The following is a 15,398-nucleotide window of genomic DNA, read 5'->3' as shown; positions in this document are numbered from 1 at the left end:
GCTATGAGTGTTAGTGATAAACGTGTTGAAGAGTTTGCTTACTACATCTGGGAGTCCGAAGGGCGCCCTGACGGCCATGCCTCACGGCATTGGGAAATGGCACGCAAGTTGGCCGAAGCCGAAGACAAGGCGCCTGCCAAGCTTCCACGCAAAGCCCCTAAAAAGCCCAAGGATGAGGGCGCAGTAGAATCGGCACCTAAAGCGGCCGCCAGTGCAGCCAAGCCTAAGGCCGCTGCGAAGCCTGCGGCCAATAAGGCGGCGGCGAGCAAGCCTGCTGATGCAGCAAAACCTGCCCCAAAAGCCGCCGCCAAAGCGGCGCCCAAGGCAGCCTCCGCCGAGAAGAAACCACGGGCTGCGAAAAAACCCGCGGCCAGTTGAGCAAGACCCGCCCGGCAGGCCACTGCCGGGCGCTACAGCGATAGATTCCAGGCCGCTTCCTGCGGTTATCCGGGCCTTTCGCATGCAGCGGTCAAGCCGCCTCGACATTACCCATTTTTCTAGCGTTCCAAACGTGAAGGACTCCCCATGAGCCGGCAAAACAAATCCGAACCCGCTGAGGCGGCTGCTAACACGCCAGAGTCGCCAATTGATGCCTCGCGCATCCGCGAAGGCCTGCCGTTCCCACTAGGTGCCACCTGGGATGGGTTAGGCGTTAACTTTGCCTTGTTCTCAGCCAACGCTACCAAGGTCGAACTGTGTATCTTCGACTCCACGGGCGAACATGAGGTGGCCAAGATAGAACTGCCTGAGTACACCGACGAGGTGTACCACGGCTACTTGCCTGACGCGCACCCCGGCATGATCTATGGCTACCGCGTCTACGGCCCTTATGACCCCAAGAACGGGCACCGCTTCAACCATAACAAACTGTTGATCGACCCCTATGCCAAGCAACTGGTCGGCGAGCTGAAATGGTCCGAGGCATTGTTCGGCTACACCATCGGCCACCCAGACGATGACCTGAGCTTCGACGAACGCGACAGCGCACCGTTTGTGCCCAAGTGCAAAGTGATCGATCCTGCCTACACCTGGGGCCAGGATCAGCCTGTGCGGGTGCCATGGGACAAGACCGTGTTCTACGAGACCCATGTACGCGGCCTGACCATGCGCCATCCTTCGGTGGCCGAGTCGGTACGAGGTACATTTGCTGGCATGGGTAACCCCGATGTGCTGGATCACCTCAAGAAGCTGGGTGTGACCTCGGTGGAGTTGCTACCGATCCATGGTTTCCTGAACGACCAGCACTTGCTCGAAAAAGGCTTGAACAACTATTGGGGCTACAACTCCATTGCGTTCTTCGCACCACATGCCAAGTACCTGGCCAGCGGCAAGATTGCCGAGTTCAAGGAAATGGTCGCGCACCTGCATGAAGCGGGCTTGGAAGTGATTCTGGACGTGGTCTACAACCACACCGCTGAGGGCAACGAGCGTGGCCCTACCCTGTCCATGCGGGGTATCGACAACGCCTCTTACTATCGCCTGATGCCGGATGACAAGCGTTTCTACATCAACGATTCAGGCACCGGTAACACCCTGGACCTCAGCCATCCTTGCGTTCTGCAGATGGTGACGGATTCGCTGCGCTACTGGGCCAGTGAAATGCACGTCGACGGCTTCCGCTTCGACCTGGCAACCATCCTTGGGCGCTACCACGATGGCTTCAGCGAACGCCACAGCTTCCTGGTGGCCTGCCGCCAGGACCCGGTACTTCGCTCAGTGAAACTGATTGCCGAACCATGGGACTGTGGCCCAGGTGGTTACCAGGTTGGCCACTTTGCCCCAGGCTGGGCCGAATGGAACGACAAGTTCCGCGACACCGTACGTGCGTTCTGGAAAGGCGACGACGGCAAGCTGGCAGACTTTGCCTCCCACATGACCGGTTCCGGCGAACTGTTCAACCACCGTGGCCGCCGCCCCTTCAGCTCTGTGAATTTCATCACCGCCCACGACGGCTTCACGATGAAAGACTTGGTGTCTTACAACGAGAAGCACAACGAGGCCAACGACGAAAACAACCAGGACGGCAGCAGCAACAACATGTCCTGGAACCATGGCGTAGAGGGCGAGACCGATGATCGCGAGATCGTCGAGCTGCGCTTGCGTCAAATGCGTAACTTCTTTGCGACCTTGCTGTTCTCCCAAGGCACACCCATGATCGTGGCGGGCGATGAATTTGCCCGTACCCAAGGCGGCAATAACAATGCGTATTGCCAGGACAGCGAAATCGGCTGGATCAATTGGGACCTGGACGAAGATGGCGCAGCACTGCTCAAGTTCGTTCGCCGTTTGACCAAGTTGCGCGCCACCTACCCCATGCTTCGCCGCAATCGTTTCCTTGTAGGCACCTACAATGAAGAACTGGGTGTGAAGGATGTGACCTGGCTGGACCCTCAGGGCAATGAAATGACCCCGGATCAGTGGGGCGAAGCCCATGGCCGCGCCTTGGGTATGTTGTTGGACGGCCGTGCGCAGCCAACAGGGATTCGTAAACGCGGTGATGACGCCACGCTGTTTATCGTAGTGAACGCTCACCACGATGTGGTCAACTTCAAATTGCCTGAGGTGCCACAGGGCAAGCATTGGAACTGCTTGGTCGATACCAATCGGCCAGACCTGCGCGAGAACGAGCCTATCGACTTCGGCAGCGAGTTCATGGTGACTGGTCGTTCCTTCCTGTTGTTTGAAGCCCACCACGAAAAAGAAGAGTAAGCGACCAAGGCCTGTGAACCTATTGAGTACGTTCGCAGGCCTCGCTTCTGCCCTCTCCTGACCCTCTCTTACCTACCCGGAACTGCCTCCTTAAAGCCTAGTCTTAAGCTGTGACTGTTTTAGTTTTAAGGAGCCACCGTGCACGCTGAACCAGACGAAGGTGCCAGCCACCTGGGTGCGGGCGCAGAGCGCGACCGGGATGTTCATCGTATCCAAGTGCTAACGGTAAACACCCACAAAGGCTTCACTGCGTTTAACCGTCGCTTTATCCTCCCCGAACTTCGCGAAGCGGTACGCAGCACAGGTGCAGACATCGTTTTCCTGCAGGAAGTACTGGGTGGCCATGACCGCCATGCTTCACGGTTTGCCAATTGGCCGCAAATGTCCCAATACGAGTTTCTGGCTGACAGTATGTGGCCCGAATACGCCTATGGCCGTAATGCGGTCTACCCGGACGGCCACCACGGCAATGCGCTGCTGTCCAAGTACCCCATCTTGCACTACCGCAACCTGGATGTGTCCATCACAGGCCCGGAACGCCGAGGCTTCCTTCACTGTGTGCTGCAGGTACCTGGCCATGAAGACGGCGTGCACGCAGTCTGCGTGCACCTCTCATTGATGGAGCACCATCGCCAGCAGCAGTTGCAGCTATTGCGCCAGTTACTGGACGCTATCCCCGCCCATGCCCCTGTGATCATTGCCGGAGATTTCAACGACTGGCAGCTCAAAGGTAATGCCACTCTCAGCCGTTATGGGGACTTGCATGAGGCCTTTGAGCACAACTTAGGCAAGCTACCGAAAACCTACCCAGCGCGCTTCCCACTTTTGAGCCTGGACCGCATCTACCTGCGCAATGCCACCAGTCACGATCCGCGCATTCTAGGCACCAAGCCCTGGACGCACCTGTCCGACCACCTGCCGTTGGCGGTTGAAGTTCACCTTTAATCAAAAAGAACGCCCAGGTTTGTCCGTTACTACAGACAAGCCCTGGGCTTCAAGGGTTATTCTGCCGCCGACCGCGCCAACTTAGAAGCTTGTGGCTGAAGGATGAGTACGCCCAAAGGCGGGAGTTTAAGGCTCAGGGACTGAGATTGGCCATGGCTTTCGATATCCTCTGCCATCACCCCACCGCCATTACCTACATTGGAGCCGCCATAGGTTTCAGCATCACTGTTGAATGCCTCTTCCCATAAGCCAGCCTCGGGTACGCCGATGCGGTAGCCTTCACGCGGCACGGGGGTAAAATTGGCGACCACTAGCAGCGGCTCCCCTTTTCGACTCAGTCGCAGGTAGGCAAATACGCTATTGGCTGTGTCATCGCCAATCACCCATCGGAAGCCTTCTGGCACACAGTCCTGCTCGTGAAGTGCACGCTCCGCACGGTACAAGCGGTTCAGGTCGCTGACCGCCTGCTGCACCCCCCTATGCTCGGAATACTGCGTCAGGTACCAGTCCAACTGGTGATCATGGTTCCACTCGCGGAACTGCCCGAACTCACAGCCCATGAACAATAGCTTCTTGCCAGGATGTGTCCACATGAACGCCAGGTAGGCACGCAGGTTGGCGAACTTCTGCCAGCGATCCCCAGGCATCTTATCAATCAGTGAATGCTTGCCGTGGACCACCTCATCATGAGAGATCGGCAGTACGAACCGCTCTGACCACGCGTATACCAAGCCAAAGCTCAGCTCGCTATGGTGGTGCTGGCGATGAATCGGGTCGTTTTCCATGTAGTGCAGGGTGTCGTGCATCCACCCCATGTTCCACTTGTAGGAGAACCCTAGGCCTCCTTCCTGAGTGGGCGCACTCACACCAGGCCAGGAGGTGGATTCCTCTGCAATGACCATGGCACCAGGCGTTTCGCTGGCAACCACGTCATTGAGGTGTCGCAGAAAATCGATGGCTTCGAGGTTCTCACGGCCGCCGAACCGGTTCGGTACCCATTCATCATGCTTGCGTGAGTAATCCCGATAGAGCATCGAGGCGACAGCATCCACCCGCAGGCCGTCGATGTGGTAGTGCTTGAGCCAGTGAAGGGCCGAAGCAATCATGAACCCGTGTACTTCGGTGCGGCCCAGGTTGTAGATCAGCGTGTTCCAATCCTGATGGAAGCCTTCACGCGGGTCGTCGTACTCATACAGCGCAGTGCCGTCGAAGCGTGCCAAGCCATGTTCGTCGGTAGGGAAATGCGCAGGCACCCAGTCCAGGATCACGCCTATATTGGCCTGGTGGCAGGCATCGACGAAGGCAGCCAACTCGTCAGGTTCGCCATAGCGTGCCGAAGGGGCAAACTGTGACAGCAACTGGTAACCCCACGAGCCACCAAACGGGTGCTCCATGATGGGCATCAACTCGATGTGGGTGAACCCCAACTGCTGCACGTAAGGAATCAGGCGCTCGGCCAGCTCCCCCCAGCGGTATTGGCGGCTGACTTCACCGGCTTCATTGGTTTCCACCATCCAGGACCCGGCATGAAGCTCATAGATGGACAGTGGCTTGTCCAGCCCTGCTTGCGATTGACGGCCGCTCATCCAAGCCTGGTCATTCCATTCATGGCGCAGGCGCGTCGCTACACGCGAACCCGTTGCCGGGGGAAGCTCAGTCCACCGTGCCAGCGGGTCAGCCTTGAGTGGCAGTACGCCGTGCTGGCCTAATACTTCATATTTATAGACTTCGCCTTCACCTAGCGCAGGGATGAAAAGCTCCCATACGCCACTGGGATGACGCTGGCGCATAGGGTGGCGGCGACCGTCCCAACCATTGAAGTGGCCAACTACCGAAACGCGGCGCGCATTAGGTGCCCACACCGAGAACCGTACGCCGTCCACGCCATTTACGCTGATAACTTGCGAGCCCATGGCGTCGCTGAGGTTACGGTGGTTACCTTCAGCAAACAGGTACAGGTCCATCTCACCCAATTGCTCATCAAAGCTATAGGGGTCGTGGCACACTTGCACGCCGGTAGCCCATTGGATCTTCAAGCGATAGCCTTCTTCACCCTGAAGCTGACCTGCGAAGAACCCTGGCACCGAGGCATGCTCTTCCAGCGATGCCCGAGGCGCCTCGTCGTGCTCCCCTACAAGCTCCACACGCATGGCATGGGGCAGGTAGGCGCGTACTACACGGCCGTGGTCGCCCTGCCAGTGGGGGCCCAACACAGCGAAGGGGTCGCGATGCTCCGCGCGTACCAGCGCCTGTATGTCCGCTTCTGGCGGAAATACGCTTAGGCCGTGGCCCTGTCCGTGTTGCGCATTCATGCAGTATCTCCGTTGGTAGCCAGCAGCCCGAACAGGCCGTGCAATGGCACGGCAAGCCAGCTCGGGCGATTCTCGGCTTCGTATGCGATTTCGTAGGCAGCCTTTTCCAGGCTGAACAATTGAAGTGCGGCGCGCTCGCCCTCAGCATGTTGCCAGGCGTGGGCCAGCGAGGCACTTGCAGCGCCATAGGCGTGAACAAAGGCCTGGCAGGCTTCGGTAAGGTAGCGGGCGGCAACACGTTGGCGAGCCTCGGTAGCTTCGCTTGAGCTGTCCACAGCCTGTGCGCTACGCACCGCCATGGCAGCAGCGTAGTCAAACGAACGCAACACGCCGCTGACGTCTTTGTAGGGGCTGTACTTGCCACGGCGCTCTTCAAGCGGCCGGGCAGGCTCGCCTTCGAAGTCGATCAGGTAGGCATCCCCCTGTACGACCAATACCTGGCCCAGGTGAAGGTCGCCATGCACACGCATTACCAAGCCGCCGACAGCGCGCTGGGCAAGGCTATCCACTTGCGCAAGCAGCGCATCCCGGCGGCCCAGTAACTCGTCCACTTTAGGTAAGGCGTCATCCGTGAAGCTGTCCTTGTGCTGTTCTAACAGGTACAACGCGCGTTCGACCTGTGCCTTGATGCTTTTGCTCCATGCTGCTGCATCTTTTTCATCACTGGGCCTGGCAGCGAAGTCTGGGTTATCTGTATTACCGGCCAACGCTACATGCATCTCGCCCAAGCGCTGCCCCAACATGGCTGAAAAGGCTTTCAGTTCTTCCAAAGCGTTGTAATGCTGCGCCTGCTCCGAACGAGTAGCATCCAGTTCGTCTCGTACTGCACGCTCCAGGTTGTTTTGAGTCCACTCCCAGGCGTCGCCCTGATTGTTCAGGTAGCCCTGCGCGATCATGAGCAAGTGCGGTGTACCGGTGTCGTCCTTGCGAACCACCGAGCCCATCAAGGGCGAGATGTTCTGGTAACCGGCAGCGGTAAGGAAGGCGCCCATCTCCAGCTCTGGGTGAATGCCCCCACTCACTTTACGAATCATTTTAAGCACGACCCTGCCGTCGATTACCACCGAGCTATTGGACTGCTCTGCCGACAAATAGCGAATCGCTGGCTCTTCAGGAAGCGCCAGGGCGTCCATGTGCGCTGTATGCGTGAAGTGCAGGTCACCTTCGCCACATGGCAATACAGTATCCGCGCTCAAGGCTTTGACCACCGCTCGGATGAAGCTCTCCAGCACGAAAGCATCGGTTAAAAGCCCGACGCGGTTGTTGCGGCGCAGGCGCGACAGGGCCAGTTGTTGAGGCAACGCACTGGAGGCTTGCTCTTCAGGGAGGAACCCGAACGGGAACTGATAACGGCTGACGTTACCTTCGCTGGTGACCTCAATCTCGCTGAACAACACAGGGTTGGGCAAGGCGCTGAAACGTACGCCGTAGGCCAGGCGAACACTGTCTATGGCGCTGCCCTTGCCAGCGAACCAGCGGCGTTTCGGCAAGTATTGAACCAAGGTGCTCTGTTCAAGGGTGTGCCGCGCCTGCTCTTCCAGCAGTTCATCCATTCGTTTTTTCAGTACCAGGGTTTCAAAATCGGGCATAGGTTGTGCAGCCTCCACGTGCCAGCTGGGCATCTGATTTTCAGGTGCCAGCAGGAACCAGTAAAATGCATAGGGTGGCAAGGTCAGCAGGAACGGCAATTGCCCAATAGGTGGAAACGCGCTACCACCTAGCATCTCCACTGGTACCATGCCTGCATATTGCGACAGGTCTAGCTCTGCAGCTTGGGCGGCACGTGACACGTTGGCTACGCACAACACCTGTTCAGCCTTCCCGTTGCCATCGGTGTATTCGCGCAAGTACGCCAGAATACGGCGATTGCTAGGGGTAAGCATTTTCAAACTGCCGCGGCCAAAGGCTTGCTGCTGCTTGCGCACGGCCAGCAGCCTGCGGGTGAAATTAAGCAGTGAATGTGGGTCGCTGGCCTGAGTTTCCACGTTCACGGCCTGGTACCCATACAGCGGGTCCTGGATGGGCGGGAGCACTAGGCTGGCAGGGTTGGCGCGTGAGAAACCACCGTTGCGATCCACAGACCACTGCATCGGCGTGCGCACGCCGTCACGATCGCCTAGGTAAATATTATCGCCCATGCCGATTTCATCCCCGTAATACAGGGTAGGTGTGCCTGGCATGGACAGAAGCAAGCTGTTCAGCAGTTCGATGCGGCGGCGGTCTCTCTCCAGGAGGGGTGCCAGGCGCCGGCGAATACCCAGGTTGATACGGGCGCGCCGGTCTGCAGCGTAGTGGTTCCAGAGATAATCACGCTCACGGTCAGTCACCATTTCCAAGGTGAGTTCATCGTGATTGCGCAGGAAGATCGCCCATTGGCAGTTGGGTGGGATGTCCGGCGTCTGGCGCAAGATGTCCGTAATGGGGAAGCGGTCTTCCTGAGCCAGTGCCATGTACATACGTGGCATCAGTGGGAAGTGGAAGGCCATATGGCATTCGTCGCCGTGGTCACCCTTGCGATCGCCAAAGTAGAGCTGGGTGTCCTCCGGCCACTGGTTGGCTTCGGCTAGCAACATGCGGTCAGGGTAATTGGCATCGATCTCGGCCCGGATAGCCTTGAGCACGTTATGGGTTTCGGGCAGGTTCTCGTTATTGGTGCCATCGCGTTCAATCAGGTAGGGAATGGCATCCAGGCGCAGCCCGTCTATGCCCATGTCCAGCCAGTAACGCATCACATCGAGCACCGCTTTCATCACCTGCGGGTTGTCGAAATTGAGATCCGGCTGGTGGGAATAAAACCGGTGCCAGAAGTACTGCCCTGCCACGGGGTCCCAGGTCCAATTGGATTTTTCCGTATCCAGGAAGATGATTCGGGTCTGGTCGTAACGGGTATCGTCATCAGACCACACGTAGAAGTCACGCGCACGGGACCCCTTCTTCGCCTTGCGCGCCCGCTGGAACCAGGGGTGCTGGTCTGACGTGTGGTTGATGACCAACTCGGTGATGATCCGCAAGCCTCGCCGGTGCGCTTCGGCAATAAACCGGCGTACGTCCGCCATGGTGCCGTAGTCGGGGTGCACGGCCTTGTATTCGGAAATGTCGTACCCATCGTCTCGCCGGGGTGAAGGGTAGAACGGCAGCAGCCAGATGGTGTTCACGCCCAGTTCGGCAATATAGTCGAGCTTGGCGATCAGGCCAGGAAAGTCCCCTATGCCGTCATTATTGGAATCGTGAAACGACTTCACGTGGACCTGGTAGATAACCGCATCTTTGTACCACAGCGGGTCGTTCAGGAACGCTTCGGGTGCTTTCTTGGCCATTTATGCGTACCTGTCAGACAGAAATCTTTTCCAGGCGCCAGATGCCGAAGGGCATGTGCGGCTCCAGGCGGGTCCATTGGGTTTTGCCGTGCCAGGTCCAGCGGTGGCCGGTCATCAGGTCTTCACCGTTGACCGTCGCATGGTCGTCTAGCCCAAGCTCCCACAACGGCAGCTCGAATTGAGCCTCTTGTGTGTTATAGGGGTCGAGGTTGATCGCCACCAGAATGAAGTTCTCGTTGTCGGGGGTGCGCTTGCCGAAATACAGAATGTTGTCATTGAACGCGTTGTAGAACGACGTACCCAGGTGCGTCTGAAGCGCCGGGTTCTGACGGCGAATACGGTTGAGCTGGGCAATCTCGGCAATGATGTTGCCTGGCTGGGTGAAGTCGCGCACTCGAATCTCGTATTTTTCCGAATCCAGGTATTCCTCTTTTCCTGGAATAGGCGCGGCTTCGCAGATCTCAAAGCCGGAGTACATGCCCCACAGCCCTGAGCCCATGGTGGCCAACGCGGCGCGAATCAAGAACCCTGGGCGACCGCTTTCGTGAAGGAACGTTGGGTTGATGTCTGGCGTGTTCACAAAGAAATTGGGGCGGTAGCACAGCGACCATGGCGGTTGGTTGAGCTCTGTGAAGTACTGCTGCAGCTCGGCCTTGGTGTTGCGCCAGGTGAAGTAGGTGTAGCTCTGGCTATAGCCCACTTTACCTAGGCGCGCCATCATCGCAGGCTTGGTAAAGGCTTCCGCCAGGAACATGACGTCTGGATCGCGGCTGCGGATTTCCTCGATCATCCATTGCCAGAACGGCAGGGGCTTAGTATGAGGGTTGTCCACTCGGAAGATCTTGACCCCCTCCTGCACCCAGCCCCAGATCACTTCGCAGAGTTCCTGCCACAGAGCCGGCACTGCGTCCTTGGCATAAAAGTCGACGTTAACGATGTCCTGGTACTTTTTCGGGGGGTTTTCCGCGTAGCGGATGGTGCCGTCAGGGCGCCACGAGAACCACCCGGGATGCTGCTGCAGCCAGGGGTGATCCTGGGAGCATTGAATGGCAAAGTCCAAGGCGATTTCAAGGCCGTGGTCTGCCGCCGCTTTTACCAGGTGGCGGAAATCCTCACGGGTACCCAGTTGCGGATGAATCGCTTCATGGCCGCCGTCAGGGCTGCCGATGGCATACGGGCTACCTACGTCATCCGGGCCGGCGTTCAACGAGTTGTTACGGCCTTTACGGTGCGCACGGCCAATGGGATGTATGGGCGTGAAGTACAGCACATCGAAGCCCATGTCGCGCACCATGGGCAGGCGGCTGTGGACGTCATTGAACGTGCCATGGCGGGTAGGGTCGTTCGTGATGGAGCGTGGGAACAGTTCATACCAACTGGCAAATTCTGCGAGCTTGCGCTCCACCTCCACAGGGTATTCAGGGCTGCGACTCAGGAAAGGCTGGCTGTCGGCCTCGCTCATGGCGTGTGCAGTAGCCGGCTCCAGCATAAGGCTCACGCGCTGGTCCAGGTCCAGTTGACCAAAGCGGTCATGCACTGCCTGCAAACGGTTGCGTACTTCACCCTCGCTGCGGGAAATGGCCTCGGCCACATGAAGGCGGCCCTCTTCGAGTTCCAGTTCCACGTTTACGCCCGCACCGTACTTTTTTTCCAGCTCGTAGCGGTAGGTGGCGAAGTCGTCGCGCCAGGCCTCGATCATAAAACTGTGTCGCGCCACTTCATCAAAACTGAGCTGAGCTTGCCAACTGTCATTGCCCAGGTCTTTCATCGGCGTGCCATGCCACTGGTCGCTGCCTAGCTTATGCCAGCGCAGCCGCACAGCCAGCTTGTCATGCCCATCGGTAAATACTTTGGCGTCTACGGTATGCACACGGCCTGGCAGGGACTTGACCGGCCAGGCACCCCCATCCAGTACCGGGCTCACATCTTCGATGGCGATACGCGGTATGGCCACGGCCTGTGAAACACTCAAACGGTGTTCTGCAGGCTCGCCATGGGGGGCCCCTTGGCCGGTTTCAAAGGTTTGTTCCACCGTCATCGCGTGTTTGCTCCATTTAACCTGTGGGCGTCTTTTGTACTGATGACCATTGCCGAAGCGGCCGGCCGTGACCTTTGAATTCGGAGGGCTACCCTAGGTTGAAAGTTCAAGCGCTGTTCATCCCTCATCTGCCGTAGGGTGGTTAAGCCATATAGGCTAAGCTGGGAGTTGGATACGTATGACCTAATGAAGAGGCGCTCAAAATGTCCCTGCCCTTGCCTGAACCGCTGGATATACCAGACCCTAATATCGATGAGCCGCCGCTTCCTTCAGGCGAGCCTGTAGGCGACCCCGATACGCCTGCGGGAAGCCCGCCCATGGGCGATCCGCCGTCAAAGGTTCCCTTTGAGCAGACTTGAGGCCTGACACCGTGACAGGGGCCGAACGAAAGGAATAGGATCCGGTCTGAAACAGGTGGCTAGCCCGGGCGCAAAAACGCAGGCCTGTGCTGCACGGATGCCCGTTGAAGCGCGCTGGGGTGCCTGTCAGGATGCCCCCATCCCAGCACTCAGTATCTCGGCGGGCTTGCCCCCAAACAACAAGCAGGGACTTTGCGAATGTCTGCACAGGCTGTTTACGCTCAAGGCCAGGAGGCCGTTACGGGTAGCCCATCGGTTTTGAGCGAGGTGCGCAACCACGTTGGCTACCTCACGTTAAACCGCCCTTCTGGCGTCAACGCACTCACGCTGGACATGGTACGCGTGCTGAGCAAGCGCCTGGCGGAGTGGGCCGAGGATGCAAGTGTGTATGTGGTAGTGCTGCGTGGCGCCGGGGAGAAAGGCTTCTGCGCCGGTGGTGATGTGCGCGCATTGTGTGAGAGCTATCAACGGCACGATACAGCGCACCAGGCCTTCTTCGTCGAGGAGTATCAGCTGGACCTGGCCTTGCACCAATATCGCAAGCCAGTGGTAGCCTTGATGGACGGTTTCACCCTGGGCGGCGGAATGGGCCTGGCCCAAGCGGCAGAGCTTCGGATCGTCACTGAACGCAGCCGCCTGGGCATGCCGGAAACGGCTATCGGCTTCTTTCCGGACGTAGGCGCCAGCTATTTCCTGTCTCGGCTGCCAGGCGCCATTGGGTTGTATCTCGGTATCACTGGAGCACGCATACAGGCCGCCGATGCGCTGTACTGCGGGCTAGCAGACTTTTTTGTGGAACACGACCGGCTGGAGCAATTCGAACAAAGGCTGGACCAGGTGCAATGGTCTGCCATGCCCCTCAGAGATGTGCAAAACATCCTGGCCAAGCTGGGGCTGCAGGTGCTGCCCAACCCCTCATTGGACCGTCTGCGCCCGGCCATCGATCACTTCTTCAACCAGCCTGAGGTGCCCAGCATCATTGAGCAACTCCAGCAGGTGAATGTGGCGGATAGCCGAGAATGGGCACTGCGCACGGCCGATGAAATGGCACAGCGGTCCCCACTGGCTATGGCAGTGACTCGAGAAATGCTGGTTTTCGGGCGGCAACTGAGCCTGGAAAGCTGCTTTGCCATGGAGCTTCACCTGGCAGCGCAATGGTTCGAGCGCGGTGACCTGCTCGAAGGCGTTCGCGCCCTGCTGATCGACAAGGATAAACGGCCAAGCTGGAAGCCTGCGCCGGGGCAACGACAACTACAAGAATTATTCGAAGGCCTCTGATTTCTGCTTCACCCTGCCGGGTGACAGGGACGGCCGGCCGATCAGGGAGTTCGCATGCAAGACCTAGAGTTGAGTGAAGAGCAGATCATGTTCCGCGACATGGCGCGGCAGTTTGCGCAGGGCCAAGTGGCGCCTAACGCCCAGGCCTGGGAAAAAGCGGGATGGATCGATGATCAGGTCGTAGCCCACATGGGCGAGCTGGGCCTGCTGGGGATGGTGGTACCCGAACAGTGGGGAGGCAGCTACCTGGACTACGTCGCCTACGCCCTGGCTGTAGAAGAAATTTCTGCAGGAGACGCTGCCCTTGGCGCGCTGATGAGCGTTCACAACTCTGTGGGCTGTGGCCCCTTGTTGGCGTTCGGCACTCAGGCCCAGCAGGACATGTGGCTACCTCGTCTGGCCAGCGGTAAAGCCATTGGCTGTTTTTGCCTGACCGAGCCTCATGCGGGTTCTGAAGCCCATAACTTGCGCACCCGTGCTACCCGCCAGGGCGACAGCTGGGTGCTCAATGGCGCCAAGCAATTTGTCACCAATGGCCGACGCGCTGAACTGGCCATTGTTTTCGCGGTAACTGACCCTGCTGCGGGCAAAAAGGGCCTGTCGGCCTTCCTGGTACCCACCCATACGCCGGGGTTCATCGTTGACCGTACCGAGCACAAGTTAGGCATCAAAGCTTCAGATACGTGTGCCATTACACTCAGCGACTGCCAGGTACCTGCAGCCAACCTGTTGGGTGAGGAAGGCAAAGGCTTGAACATTGCCCTCTCCAATCTCGAAGGGGGGCGCATCGGTATTGCGGCGCAAGCCATAGGCGTGGCCCGTGCGGCCTTGGACGCGGCGCTGTCTTATGGCCGCGACCGCGTGCAATTCGGGGCCGCCATCACAGCCCATCAAAGCGTCGCCAACCTGCTGGCGGATATGCATACCCGCCTCAACGCGGCACGCCTGCTTACGCTTCACGCCGCTCGCCTGCGCACCGCAGGCCGCCCCTGCCTGTCAGAGGCCTCTCAGGCCAAACTGTTCGCGTCAGAAATGGCCGAATGGGTATGCTCGAAGGCCATCCAGATTCACGGCGGCTATGGCTACCTGGAAGACTACCCGGTCGAAAAATATTATCGCGACGCGCGTATTACCCAAATCTACGAAGGCACCAGCGAAATCCAGCGCATGGTCATTGCTAGGGAACTGATCAGGAACGGCCTTTGAGATACCCCGCCTCCCCATCAGGTGCCGTGCTTTGGCTGACGGGGCTACCAGGCGCCTGGCACAGGCCGTTGCGGGCCGTTTGGGCGAGGTTGGCTGCGCCTGCTACCACTTGGAGGGCGATCATCTGCAATGTGGCCTGAATACGGGCCACGCTGCAGTCCTGCTGACCGACGCTGGGCTGCTGTGCATCGTGTCAGGGGGTTCATTCGACCAGGCGTTACAACTCAGCCCTGGCCACATCAAGGCGTCTGCCAGCCTGGCTTTGAGCATGGCTGAGCCTGATCAACGCCAGTCATCGAATACCCAGTTCTGGGGCTGATCATAGTCACCGGTTCCCCGATGCAAGGTGATGCCCAGAATACGTACCGCAAAGCCTGCGTTCAGCAGTTGCTGATACGCCTGGCGCCTCCCCGTGTTCACCCCTAGCATGAGCGATCGCTGGCCCTGTGCCACAGCCAGGTTATCGCAGGCCGCCAGCAGGCGGCTCATACGCGCCGGCGCCTCCTCTCCTCCACGTATCGCTGCAAACTTCACATAGCACACGCCTTCACCGGCTTCACTGCGGGGCCCGAAATGGCAGGCTGCAAACGCCTCCAGCTCACCGGTCACCGTACGCAACAACAGGTTTGCACCCAGTTTCAAAGCTTCTACGGCTTGCAGCTCGCCTCTTACGTCCAGGCCCTGGGCGATACCATGGGTTAACGCCGCACAGTCATCAAAGTCAGCGAGGCTGAGGGCAGCTACCGTGGGCAGAGGTGCGCCTAGCGTTCCCACTGCTTCACACTCCATTACCGCCGTCAGCGCCTGGGGCCAAAAGCCGAACCCTTGATACAGCCCTAAATGGCGAGGGCTGTCCGGGAATGTGAATAAGCCGGCATGGCTGACCTGCCAGGTGTCCAATTGCTTGTCGACGGCAGCCATCAATGCTTTGGCCAGTTTGCGGTCCCAGTACTTAGGCAATACGGCAACAGGCCCTACCACCGCATGGTTGCCCCATCGGGCTACCCCGGCTACACCGGCGATTACGCCATCCTGTTCGATCTTGAACCACGCGGTATGCGGCGCGCGCCATCGGCCTTCCACATAGTCCCGGTCATTCCAGAACTCCCCCGGCGAAGCAACGCCCATAAAGGCAGCAAAAGCCTGGCGCACCACGTCGCGCGCGGCGGGCAAATCGGCTTCGAGCAACGGCTGAACGTGCCTATCAGGCATGGGAACCTCAGGAATAATGACG

At 58.7% G+C, this 15,398-nt stretch carries 11 protein-coding genes; 6 read left to right on the top strand and 5 right to left on the bottom strand.

Annotated elements, in window-relative coordinates:
* The first annotated feature begins 3 nt into the window (after positions 1 to 3).
* The 3 genes from ACSAMW_RS21940 to ACSAMW_RS21930 all read left to right on the top strand — a co-directional run bounded on the left by ACSAMW_RS21940 (position 4) and on the right by ACSAMW_RS21930 (position 3,654).
* Positions 4 to 378, top strand: coding sequence for a DUF2934 domain-containing protein (locus ACSAMW_RS21940; RefSeq protein WP_500592067.1), 375 nt, complete (start codon positions 4 to 6; stop codon positions 376 to 378).
* A 147-nt stretch (positions 379 to 525) separates the two neighbouring features.
* The gene (glgX, locus tag ACSAMW_RS21935) at positions 526 to 2,709 is read left to right on the top strand and encodes a glycogen debranching protein GlgX (RefSeq protein ID WP_500592066.1); all 2,184 of its coding nucleotides are present in this window, start codon (positions 526 to 528) and stop codon (positions 2,707 to 2,709) included.
* 171 nt (positions 2,710 to 2,880) lie between these two features.
* The gene (locus ACSAMW_RS21930) at positions 2,881 to 3,654 is read left to right on the top strand and encodes an endonuclease/exonuclease/phosphatase family protein (RefSeq protein WP_500594103.1); all 774 of its coding nucleotides are present in this window, start codon (positions 2,881 to 2,883) and stop codon (positions 3,652 to 3,654) included.
* A gap of 56 nt (positions 3,655 to 3,710) precedes the next feature.
* Here the strand turns inward: ACSAMW_RS21930 and glgB are convergent, their stop codons facing one another.
* From glgB to ACSAMW_RS21915, 3 genes are read right to left on the bottom strand one after another with little or no spacing between them, the layout of a single operon-like run.
* Positions 3,711 to 5,966, bottom strand: a complete 2,256-nt coding sequence (gene glgB, locus ACSAMW_RS21925; protein ID WP_500592065.1) for a 1,4-alpha-glucan branching protein GlgB — start codon at positions 5,964 to 5,966, stop codon at positions 3,711 to 3,713.
* A complete protein-coding gene (gene treS, locus ACSAMW_RS21920) occupies positions 5,963 to 9,283 on the bottom strand; it encodes a maltose alpha-D-glucosyltransferase (protein WP_500592064.1) in 3,321 nt (1,106 codons plus the stop codon). The genes glgB and treS overlap by 4 nt, the downstream gene beginning before the upstream one ends.
* A gap of 13 nt (positions 9,284 to 9,296) precedes the next feature.
* Entirely contained in the window at positions 9,297 to 11,321 is a 2,025-nt protein-coding gene (locus ACSAMW_RS21915) for an alpha-1,4-glucan--maltose-1-phosphate maltosyltransferase (protein ID WP_500592063.1), read from the bottom strand.
* A gap of 203 nt (positions 11,322 to 11,524) precedes the next feature.
* On the opposite strand from ACSAMW_RS21915, the gene ACSAMW_RS21910 reads away from it, so the two are divergent.
* The 3 genes from ACSAMW_RS21910 (at position 11,525) to ACSAMW_RS21900 (ending at position 14,164) form a co-directional block, all read left to right on the top strand.
* Complete coding sequence (locus ACSAMW_RS21910; protein WP_500592062.1) at positions 11,525 to 11,680, top strand: hypothetical protein; 156 nt, start codon at positions 11,525 to 11,527, stop codon at positions 11,678 to 11,680.
* Between the two features lie 198 nt (positions 11,681 to 11,878).
* Positions 11,879 to 12,958 carry an enoyl-CoA hydratase/isomerase family protein gene (locus tag ACSAMW_RS21905; RefSeq protein ID WP_500592061.1) on the top strand — a complete coding sequence of 360 codons (1,080 nt, stop codon included), beginning with the start codon at positions 11,879 to 11,881 and terminating at the stop codon, positions 12,956 to 12,958.
* A gap of 54 nt (positions 12,959 to 13,012) precedes the next feature.
* Positions 13,013 to 14,164, top strand: coding sequence for an acyl-CoA dehydrogenase family protein (locus tag ACSAMW_RS21900; protein ID WP_500592060.1), 1,152 nt, complete (start codon positions 13,013 to 13,015; stop codon positions 14,162 to 14,164).
* Here ACSAMW_RS21900 and ACSAMW_RS21895 read toward each other — a convergent pair.
* Entirely contained in the window at positions 14,148 to 14,315 is a 168-nt protein-coding gene (locus tag ACSAMW_RS21895) for a hypothetical protein (protein ID WP_500592059.1), read from the bottom strand. The genes ACSAMW_RS21900 and ACSAMW_RS21895 overlap by 17 nt on opposite strands.
* 131 nt (positions 14,316 to 14,446) lie before the next feature.
* Positions 14,447 to 15,376 (bottom strand): GNAT family N-acetyltransferase, encoded by a 930-nt coding sequence (locus tag ACSAMW_RS21890; protein ID WP_500592058.1) that lies wholly within the window; start codon positions 15,374 to 15,376, stop codon positions 14,447 to 14,449.
* Positions 15,377 to 15,398: the final 22 nt, after the last annotated feature.

Source organism: Pseudomonas sp. AB39(2026), from assembly GCF_059831485.1.
This window is presented reverse-complemented; position numbering and strand designations above follow the sequence as displayed.

Coding starts and splice junctions, on each gene's coding strand:
- treS (WP_500592064.1), bottom strand. CDS start 9,283: ATGGCCAAGAAAGCACCCGAAGCGTTCCTGAACGACCCGCTGTGGTAC.
- ACSAMW_RS21915 (WP_500592063.1), bottom strand. CDS start 11,321: ATGACGGTGGAACAAACCTTTGAAACCGGCCAAGGGGCCCCCCATGGC.
- ACSAMW_RS21910 (WP_500592062.1), top strand. CDS start 11,525: ATGTCCCTGCCCTTGCCTGAACCGCTGGATATACCAGACCCTAATATC.
- ACSAMW_RS21900 (WP_500592060.1), top strand. CDS start 13,013: ATGCAAGACCTAGAGTTGAGTGAAGAGCAGATCATGTTCCGCGACATG.
- glgB (WP_500592065.1), bottom strand. CDS start 5,966: ATGAATGCGCAACACGGACAGGGCCACGGCCTAAGCGTATTTCCGCCA.
- ACSAMW_RS21940 (WP_500592067.1), top strand. CDS start 4: ATGAGTGTTAGTGATAAACGTGTTGAAGAGTTTGCTTACTACATCTGG.
- ACSAMW_RS21905 (WP_500592061.1), top strand. CDS start 11,879: ATGTCTGCACAGGCTGTTTACGCTCAAGGCCAGGAGGCCGTTACGGGT.
- ACSAMW_RS21890 (WP_500592058.1), bottom strand. CDS start 15,376: ATGCCTGATAGGCACGTTCAGCCGTTGCTCGAAGCCGATTTGCCCGCC.
- glgX (WP_500592066.1), top strand. CDS start 526: ATGAGCCGGCAAAACAAATCCGAACCCGCTGAGGCGGCTGCTAACACG.